Origin of the sequence: uncultured Flavobacterium sp., assembly GCF_963925415.1 — a bacterium.
Classification (GTDB): domain Bacteria; phylum Bacteroidota; class Bacteroidia; order Flavobacteriales; family Flavobacteriaceae; genus Flavobacterium.
This window is the reverse complement of sequence record NZ_CAWUTS010000006.1, coordinates 1-8,503: the sequence shown is the minus strand read 5'-3', so window position 1 is coordinate 8,503 and position 8,503 is coordinate 1. Positions and strand designations below refer to the sequence as shown.

General features: G+C 31.1%; 9 protein-coding genes. 5 read left to right on the top strand and 4 right to left on the bottom strand.

What is annotated here, in order from left to right; genetic code table 11:
- Nucleotides 1-167 precede the first annotated feature (167 nt).
- From AABM47_RS00560 to AABM47_RS00550, 3 genes are read right to left on the bottom strand one after another with little or no spacing between them, the layout of a single operon-like run.
- Complete coding sequence (locus tag AABM47_RS00560) at nt 168-902, bottom strand: CpsB/CapC family capsule biosynthesis tyrosine phosphatase (protein WP_338408971.1); 735 nt, start codon at nt 900-902, stop codon at nt 168-170.
- The gene (locus AABM47_RS00555; RefSeq protein ID WP_338408970.1) at nt 886-2,010 is read right to left on the bottom strand and encodes a DUF4105 domain-containing protein; all 1,125 of its coding nucleotides are present in this window, start codon (nt 2,008-2,010) and stop codon (nt 886-888) included. Before AABM47_RS00555 ends, AABM47_RS00560 begins: the two co-directional genes overlap by 17 nt.
- A gap of 38 nt (nt 2,011-2,048) precedes the next feature.
- Nucleotides 2,049-3,038, bottom strand: a complete 990-nt coding sequence (locus AABM47_RS00550) for a PorV/PorQ family protein (protein ID WP_338408973.1) — start codon at nt 3,036-3,038, stop codon at nt 2,049-2,051.
- A 182-nt stretch (nt 3,039-3,220) separates the two neighbouring features.
- Here AABM47_RS00550 and AABM47_RS00545 point away from each other — a divergent pair, with 182 nt between their 5' ends.
- Both AABM47_RS00545 and AABM47_RS00540 read left to right on the top strand, forming a co-directional pair.
- The gene (locus AABM47_RS00545; protein ID WP_338408969.1) at nt 3,221-3,970 is read left to right on the top strand and encodes a CDP-alcohol phosphatidyltransferase family protein; all 750 of its coding nucleotides are present in this window, start codon (nt 3,221-3,223) and stop codon (nt 3,968-3,970) included.
- On the top strand, nt 3,963-4,805 hold the full coding sequence (locus AABM47_RS00540) for a GH25 family lysozyme (RefSeq protein ID WP_338408968.1): 843 nt from the start codon (nt 3,963-3,965) through the stop codon (nt 4,803-4,805). Before AABM47_RS00545 ends, AABM47_RS00540 begins: the two co-directional genes overlap by 8 nt.
- 8 nt (nt 4,806-4,813) lie before the next feature.
- Here the strand turns inward: AABM47_RS00540 and AABM47_RS00535 are convergent, their stop codons facing one another.
- Nucleotides 4,814-5,047, bottom strand: coding sequence for a hypothetical protein (locus AABM47_RS00535; protein ID WP_338408972.1), 234 nt, complete (start codon nt 5,045-5,047; stop codon nt 4,814-4,816).
- Between the two features lie 123 nt (nt 5,048-5,170).
- On the opposite strand from AABM47_RS00535, the gene AABM47_RS00530 reads away from it, so the two are divergent.
- The 3 genes from AABM47_RS00530 to AABM47_RS00520 all read left to right on the top strand — a co-directional run.
- The gene (locus AABM47_RS00530) at nt 5,171-6,232 is read left to right on the top strand and encodes a DUF2891 domain-containing protein (protein ID WP_338408967.1); all 1,062 of its coding nucleotides are present in this window, start codon (nt 5,171-5,173) and stop codon (nt 6,230-6,232) included.
- A gap of 59 nt (nt 6,233-6,291) precedes the next feature.
- The gene (locus AABM47_RS00525; protein WP_338408966.1) at nt 6,292-7,857 is read left to right on the top strand and encodes an FAD-dependent protein; all 1,566 of its coding nucleotides are present in this window, start codon (nt 6,292-6,294) and stop codon (nt 7,855-7,857) included.
- A 119-nt stretch (nt 7,858-7,976) separates the two neighbouring features.
- The coding region (locus tag AABM47_RS00520; protein ID WP_338408965.1) for an aldehyde dehydrogenase family protein at nt 7,977-8,503 on the top strand (527 nt) is incomplete at its 3' end.

The window sequence follows — 8,503 nt, the reverse complement described above, 5'->3', positions numbered from 1 at the left end:
TATGGTTATGGTTATGGTTACGGATATAATTATGGTTACAATTATGGCTATGGAGAGGATGGTGATGTAAAGAAATCAAGAACAAGAAAACTACGAGACAGGTTTAAGATATAGACTCTTGCCAATAAAAAAGGGATATATACTATGTTATATATCCCTTTTGTTATTTATAAAAAAAAGCTATTTTTTTCTAGTGCATTACAAAGTAGCTTTTCAGATTTAATAATAATTTTGTTTTCAAAAGCAGCAACATGTCGTAAATGATGAACATCTGAACCAACAAAATCAATTAAATTTTCTTTTAATAAAAAATCAGCAGTCTTAGCTACGGATGATCCATAATAGCCTACGCTAGATAATAAATTTAATTGAAACTTTACCTCCATAATTTTTAACGATTCAAATATTTTAGTGTTTTGATGATAAAACATGTAGCGTTCAGGGTGAGCCAATAAGGGTATGTATCCTTTTAGCTGTATTTCAAAGATAATCTCTTTTAAAGCTAGTGGTGGATTCATATGGGACATTTCAATCAATACATGATTGCCTTTTAAAGTTAATAAAGGTTCACATTGTAAACGAGCAAGAAAAGCCTCGTTAATCATGTATTCAGAAGCCGCATAATGAAGCATGTTTCCATAAGGCTCCTCAAGTTGTAGTTTTGTGTTTTGAAACGTCTCAGCGATTCCTGCAGAAGTGTTATCCCATATTTCGGGAAGTGTATGGGGTGTAACAATACATTTAGTAAATCCAATTGCTTTTAATTTACTCAATAATTGGGCACTTTGATTTATGTTTTCAGAGCCGTCATCAATACCAGGTAATATATGGGAATGTATATCAACAAATCCTTCAGGAATTAAGTCAGATAATTTGGGTTTCTTTTTAAATAAGGACATCATTTTTTACAAAAGTAAGGGTTAATCTATAGAGTAAAATTACATTAGTAATTACTAGTGGTAAAATTAAGAATAAATGTGCTTTTTTTAACATTAAAAAGACATAAACTAAAATAATATAAAAAAGAAACCATTTTATTTTTTTAAATTTTAAGAGGTTTTGTTTTTTATAAAAAAATAACAAAACTAAATAAAAGGGGTTAAACAACAATATATTATAATTCCACAACACTTCTTCATGCCAAGAATACAAACCAACCAAACTAAAAAAGATGCCTAACAGACCCAAAACACTAAAATAGGCTAGCGTAATGGTTTTGTTATTTAAAAACACAACGATACTTAAAAACATAATCAATATGTAAATGGAATCAAAAAAGTTAAACGAATTGGTTTGCTTTGGTGCTTCATAAACGGTAGTACTTTCGCGCACTAATTTTTTACCCTTGTAGCTTATGTTTTTTAATTCCTGCATCAAGTCTAAAGGAAGAAATAAGGTTGATGCTTTTTCATCAACCTTTCTACCAAAAATAATATTAATACCCAACTGCTGAAAAAAATGCTGGTTTGTATATGGAAATAAAACACTTCTGTAGGTTAGTTTTTGAGACTTCTCAAAACGTATAACGGTACTGCCTAAAACTTCATTGATTTTATCAATAATCATAGTAGTACAATTTTTATCTATAAATTTATAGGTGTAAAATCGTTCATTTGATGTTAAAGAATTAGTTATGCTCGTGTATAAGCTCTGAATTTTATCTAGAGGCAAATCAAGAACTTGTTCATAAACACTTCTGTTCTCATACCGATAGGCGTATTCAAAAGGTGCGTAAGGACTGCTTGAAGCAAAATATTGTAAGTCGCCTTTAACAAAACGCAACATAAAGTTTTTAGTTTCAAAATCAAATGAACCGTAGTTAAAGACTACGTCTAAAAGTGATTGTTCATCCTTAAAACGAATGGCTGTATGGCCATATAAGGCATAAGTAGGAGATGCTGTTCCAATAGTAATGATGCTTACTTTTGCATTTTTAGACAATTGCATTTTTTGAGAAAATCCATTCGTAAATGCAAAAATTAATAATAAGAAAAGTATTTTTTTAAACATGTTTTAATAAATTTTATTGCGAAAGTTACATCGTGTAATTATTGCCCAAAAACATCTAAATCTACTTTTAATGAAAATATATTAGAATATAATGCCACACTTTGATTGCCTAAATCGGTTAAGGCATAGTCTACCTGAATACCTCTATATTTAAATCCCAAACCTATATTAGGTTGAAAACTCATTTTTTTAGTATCATCAATTTGAGTAATTTGCTGAAAATTTCCAACACCAGCTCTTAAAAAAACTAAATCGGTATAGCCCCATTCAAAACCTAAAGCAGGATCAATACTTACTGCGTTTGTAGAAAATATTGCGTTGGTTTGCGCAAACTCCATGTTTAAATTTCCAGCAGCTAAGAGGCTCATGTCATTATGAAATTCAAATTTTTTAGATAGGCCTAATTGTGCTTTAGGTAATGTAATTTCACTTGTCTCTGGTAAATCTTGATTTTCACCCGGAATAGATTCTTGTATGCTTTGAAATGCATCCTCGTTTATGGTCCAAGTGTTATAAGTAGTTGTAATGTCTCGCAACATTAAACCTATTTTCCAGTCATTGCCACTATCAAACTGAAAGCCTAAATCAAAGCCAAAACCCCAAGAATTTGCAAAATTACCAATTATTCTTCGAATTATTTTAGCGTTGACACCCATGTTGAAGCCTTCAATTGGCAATGCTCGCGCATAGGAAACGGTTAGACCATAATCGGCAGTTGAGAATAACGAAATTCTATTGTAATCAATATTTCCTTGACTGTCTATTAATTGGGTGGTATTTAAAATGTCATCTACTCCAAAACGAATTAAAGAAACCCCAAACGCACTTTGATTATCTATGATCATTCCAAAACCAGCATAATCATATTGCGCAATATTGGCAAAATAATTAGCATGCATTACTGCAACTTGTTTGTTTTCGATCTGTAATAACCCTGCCGGATTCCAATAGCCCGAATTTACATCTCCAGTATTTGCCACTACAGCATTACTCATTCCTAAAGCAGCAGCGTCTACACCAATACTCAAAAATTCATTTGAATATTTACGAACGGTTTGACTGATTGCCATTAATGGTAATAAAATAAGGATGAATGCTGTTTTTTTCAATGCTATTTATTTTTACAAATATCGATAAAATTCTTTAAGTATTAAACTCTAGTTCTATTAACTTATTGTATTACATTTGTTGTTATTATCTTAATTATATTATGAAAATTAAAAAACACATACCAAACTTTATTACCTTATTAAATTTATCTTGTGGCTTATTAGCTGTTATTGCTATTTTTAAAGGATTTTATGACGAAGCTTTTCTATTTGTTTGTTTGGGTATTTTCTTTGACTTTTGGGATGGTTTTTTTGCTCGTAAATTTAATGTTTCTGGAGAGTTGGGTTTGCAATTAGACTCATTGGCCGACATGGTTACTAGTGGAGTAGTGCCAGGGCTATTGATGTTTAGTTTGTTTAATAACATTCAAATAGATGAATCTTCAAGGTATTTTTTAACAGAAGAATATTATTTTATGGGCTTTGTCCCGTATTTAGGTTTTTTAATCACCTTAGCATCTGCTTATCGATTAGCAAAATTTAATATAGATAAAAGGCAAATAGATTCATTTATAGGTTTGCCAACACCGGCAAATACTCTGTTAATTATGAGTATTCCAATGATACAATATTCAGACTCATATGAATGGATTATACGGTTACTTGACAACCCTTTTGTATTGTTATTTTTAACAATTTTGAGCACTTATTTTTTAAATGCTAACATTCCCTTATTTTCCCTTAAATTGAAATCATTTACATGGAAAGAAGCAAAAGTGCAAATTCTGTTTTTAAGCTTTTCGATATTTTTATTTTTACTTCTAGATTTTATAGCCATTCCAGTAATTATCATTACATATGTATTGCTTTCCGTTATAATCAATCAAAAAACAAAAGCATCAATTGGCTAAAAAAAAAGCAGTTACTAAACGGTCAAATAAAAATAAAGGAACATCACTATCAAAATTAGTGGTGTTCTCTGTTTTAGTATTGTCAGTTGTTTTAATAGGTCTTATGGCATATCAATACAGAGATGGTTTTTTATATTATTTGGGTTATAAATCAAAAGAAGTTAGGCTTTCTAAAGATTATCAAAACGTTCACGATATAAGAATTTATGATGTTTTAACCCTATACAAAACCAAAACTATTGGTATAGATGTTTCACAATATCAAGGAAATATTAATTGGAATGACGCAATGAAAATAGAAGGCAATTATGCAATTGATTTTGTGATCATGCGTTCAACAGCTGGTAAAGATAAAATTGATTTACAGTTTAAAAACAATTGGAAAAAAACAAAAGGTAAGTTTATAAGAGGGGCTTATCATTATTATAGACCAAATGAAAATTCATTACTTCAGGCAGAAAATTTTATTAAAACAGTCACATTAGTTAAAGGTGATTTGCCGCCAATTTTAGATATTGAAAAATTACCCAGAACTCAGTCCTTAGACAGTTTGAAAAAAGGATTAAGACGTTGGTTGGTAAAAATTGAGCAACATTATAAAGTAAAACCCATCATTTATTCAGGGGAGAGTTATTATACTGATTTTTTAAAAGAGGAATTTGGAGATTATTCTTTTTGGATAGCTAATTATTCTTTTTGGAAAAAAGAAATGAATAGCGAATGGCTTTTATGGCAATTTACCGAGCGGGCCAATGTAAATGGCGTAGATAATTATGTTGATGTCAATGTATTTAATGGAATAAAAATTCAATTAATGGATCAATGCATTCAATAATTAAATTTTTAATATACTTCACCACGATGAGGTTTCAAAGAATCTCTAACAGCAATCATATCAATTTCTTCAACAACCATAAAGGCAATTGCATACATTTCGTTCAAAATTTCAAAACCCGTAATTTTCAAAACCAGTTTTTCTTTTTCAATAAACTCTTTCAAATGTATTTCATGATGTTCGGCAGTTTTAGCCGCTACTTCTCCTCTAAAATCCCAAATCAACTTTATTTTTCGCATTATTTTTTTTTCAATAGTACAAAGTTACAAAGTCAACATTCTAATTGCTATTTTTGTAGTGAGTTTTTCTGAAAATTTAAATTATGAAAAACAAACTGTTTACTAATTTTAAAAAAAAATAGCATCATGAATTTTAAAATTTTAATGTTGTTCATAATAGCTCAACTTTCTTTTTCACAAGAATTAACTTTAAAACAAGCCAATCATTTGGCTACTTTGCCAATTAAGTGTCTGCAACAAGAATATCCAAATAAACTCAATCAAATGCTGTTGGACAGTACAGAAATTCAATCTCCTAAAACATTACATCCGTCTTTTTATGGTTGTTTTGATTGGCATTCTTCTGTTCACGGTCATTGGAGTTTGGTTTATTTGTTGAATAACTTTAAGGATTTAGACCACAAGCAAAATATTATTCAAAAACTAAAAACCAATCTGTCAAAAGAAAATATTGATCAAGAAATAGCTTATTTTAGTAAGCCTCATGAAAAATCATACGAAAGAACTTATGGGTGGAATTGGTTGCTAAAATTACAATATGAACTAGAAATTTCTAAAGAACCATTTGCGCAAGAATTATATACGAACCTTAGACCGCTTACAAATTTAATTATCGATAGATATATAGCGTTTTTGCCCAAATTAAAATACCCTATTCGTGTAGGTACACATTCAAATACGGCCTTTGGATTAACAAATGCTTGGGACTATGCTGTTTTGTCAAAAAATATTGCTTTACAAGCAAGTATTAAAGAAAATGCAAAAAGAATGTATATAAATGACCAGGGCTGTCCATTTACATGGGAACCAAGCGGTACAGATTTTTTATCGCCATGTATGGAAGAAATGTGCTTGATGAGTAAAATTTTAGATAAAAAAGAGTTTCTTATTTGGGCAAATAAGTTTGCTCCACTATTATTTGACAAAAAATACAACTGGCAAGTTGCTCAAGTGTCTGACAGAACAGATGGTCATTTAGTCCATTTGGATGGCTTAAATTTTAGCCGTGCATGGAATATGTATGCCTTAATAAATCAATATCCAAACGAGTTTTCTCATTTAAAAAAATTAGCAGATACGCATTTTCAATTTTCATTATCATCAGTTGTAGATGGTAATTATGAAGGTGAACATTGGCTTGCATCTTTTGCCCTAAGAGCTTTTGAAGAAAAAAATAAAATCAAATAACTACATTTGTCTTCAATTCTAAAATTTTATATTCCAAAATTCGTATATCACATTAAAACATGCCTCAAGAACTTCAATGCCAAGTCACTCCCGAAACAGCTTCAAATGAAGAATTGTTACAATATTTTGTAGCAAAAAAAATGCAAATTAGTGTTGCTGATATTCAGAAAGTAATAGTTCTTAAACGGTCTATAGATGCTCGCCAAAAAGCAATTAAATTTAACATCAAAGCATCTGTTTTTCTTCAAAATGAAACTTTTGTTGATGTAAAAATAGAATTGCCAAATTATCCAAACGTGGCTAATAAGCAAGAAGTTATAGTAGTTGGTGCAGGACCAGCCGGATTGTTTGCCGCTCTACAATTAATTGAATTGGGCTTAAAACCTATAGTAATAGAAAGAGGTAAAGATGTTAGAGGACGTCGACGTGATTTAAAAAGTATTAACGTTGAGCATCTGGTAAACGAAGATTCCAATTATTGTTTTGGCGAAGGTGGTGCAGGAACCTATTCTGATGGAAAATTATATACCCGAAGTAAAAAAAGAGGCGATGTTGATCGAATTTTACAACTTTTGGTTGGATTTGGCGCATCACATGAAATTTTAGTTGAAGCACACCCTCATACTGGAACTAATAAATTACCTCAAATCATTCAAGATATTCGTGAAAAAATTATTGAATGTGGTGGGCAAGTTTTATTTGAAAAAAGAGTTGTCGATTTTAAAATAAAAAACAATGAAATTCAAGGAGTGGTATTGCAAGATGAAAGCATTATTGAAGCCAATAAATTAATATTAGCAACAGGTCATTCTGCACGAGATATATTTGAAATATTGAATAACAAAGATATTTTTATTGAGGCAAAGCCTTTTGCATTAGGAGTACGAGCAGAGCACCCACAAGATTTGATTGATAAAATTCAATATTCATGCGATTATAGAGGTGCTTTTTTACCTCCAGCCCCATACAGTATTGTAAAGCAAGTTGCAGGCCGTGGAATGTATTCGTTTTGCATGTGTCCTGGCGGTGTAATAGCACCTTGTGCAACAAGCCCCGGTGAAGTAGTTACAAACGGATGGTCACCCTCAAAGCGAGATCAAGCAACTGCTAATTCTGGAATTGTAGTTGAATTAAAATTAGAAGATTTTAAGCCTTATGCTAAATTTGGACCTTTGGCTGGCATGGAATTTCAAAAAGCTATTGAACAAAAAGCATGGCAACTAGCAGGTTCAACTCAAAAAGTACCTGCGCAACGAATGGTTGACTTTGCCCAAAGTAAGCCATCATCTGACATTCCAAAAACATCATATGTGCCAGGAACAACTTCTGTAGAATTAGGAGATGTTTTTCCAAATTTTATAACCAATACTTTGAGAGAAGGCTTTACCCATTTTGGCAAATCAATGAAAGGATATTTCACTAATGAAGCCATTTTGCATGCCCCAGAAAGCAGGACTTCTTCACCTGTTCGAATTCCACGTAATATAGAAACATTAGAACATGTGCAAATAAAAGGTTTATATCCTTGTGGAGAAGGAGCAGGATATGCAGGTGGAATTATATCGGCAGCAATTGATGGTGAAAAATGTGCTTTAATGATTGCAGAAGCTTTGAAGCAAAATTAATCTTCATTTTTTTTACAGCTTATTTTTTTCTACAACGTTATCGTTAATTACTTTTCTATTAATAGTTTAGCAGTTCTTTTTATAAATGTACATTTATAAAAACTTTAAATTATTTAAGTATGATACCATTAGAATTTCAAATAACGAAACCTTTAATTCAAGACACTTATTTAGTCAATGGCGAATTAAAAAAATGGATTGGAAAATCCACTTCTGTTTATTCCACTATTTCCTCTACAGAAAATTATCAACCTACACTATTAGGCACTATTCCTGCAATGGGAGAAAATGAAGCAGATGAAGTAACTAACGCTGCTTTTTCTGCATATAATAACGGGCAAGGTTTGTGGCCAACAATGAAAGTGAGTGAACGTATTAAATGCATGCAAGATTTTGTGACACAAATGAAATCAACTCGTGATGAGGTAATTAAATTTTTAATGTGGGAAATAGGTAAATCATTACCCGATTCTCAAAAAGAATTTGACCGAACGGTTGACTACATTAATGATACTATTGAAGATTACAAAGAATTAGATCGCAATAATGCAAAATTCAAAAAGAGTCAAGGTGTAAATGCCATGGTCAGACGAGGTCCTCTTGGAGTAGTTTTGTGTTTAGGACCCTATAATTATCCTTTAAATGA

Bases quoted from the DNA above. Each gene is read 5' to 3' on its own strand.
- AABM47_RS00545 (WP_338408969.1), top strand. From the start codon at position 3,221: ATGAAAATTAAAAAACACATACCAAACTTTATTACCTTATTAAATTTA.
- AABM47_RS00555 (WP_338408970.1), bottom strand. From the start codon at position 2,010: ATGTTTAAAAAAATACTTTTCTTATTATTAATTTTTGCATTTACGAAT.
- AABM47_RS00530 (WP_338408967.1), top strand. From the start codon at position 5,171: ATGAATTTTAAAATTTTAATGTTGTTCATAATAGCTCAACTTTCTTTT.
- AABM47_RS00560 (WP_338408971.1), bottom strand. From the start codon at position 902: ATGATGTCCTTATTTAAAAAGAAACCCAAATTATCTGACTTAATTCCT.
- AABM47_RS00525 (WP_338408966.1), top strand. From the start codon at position 6,292: ATGCCTCAAGAACTTCAATGCCAAGTCACTCCCGAAACAGCTTCAAAT.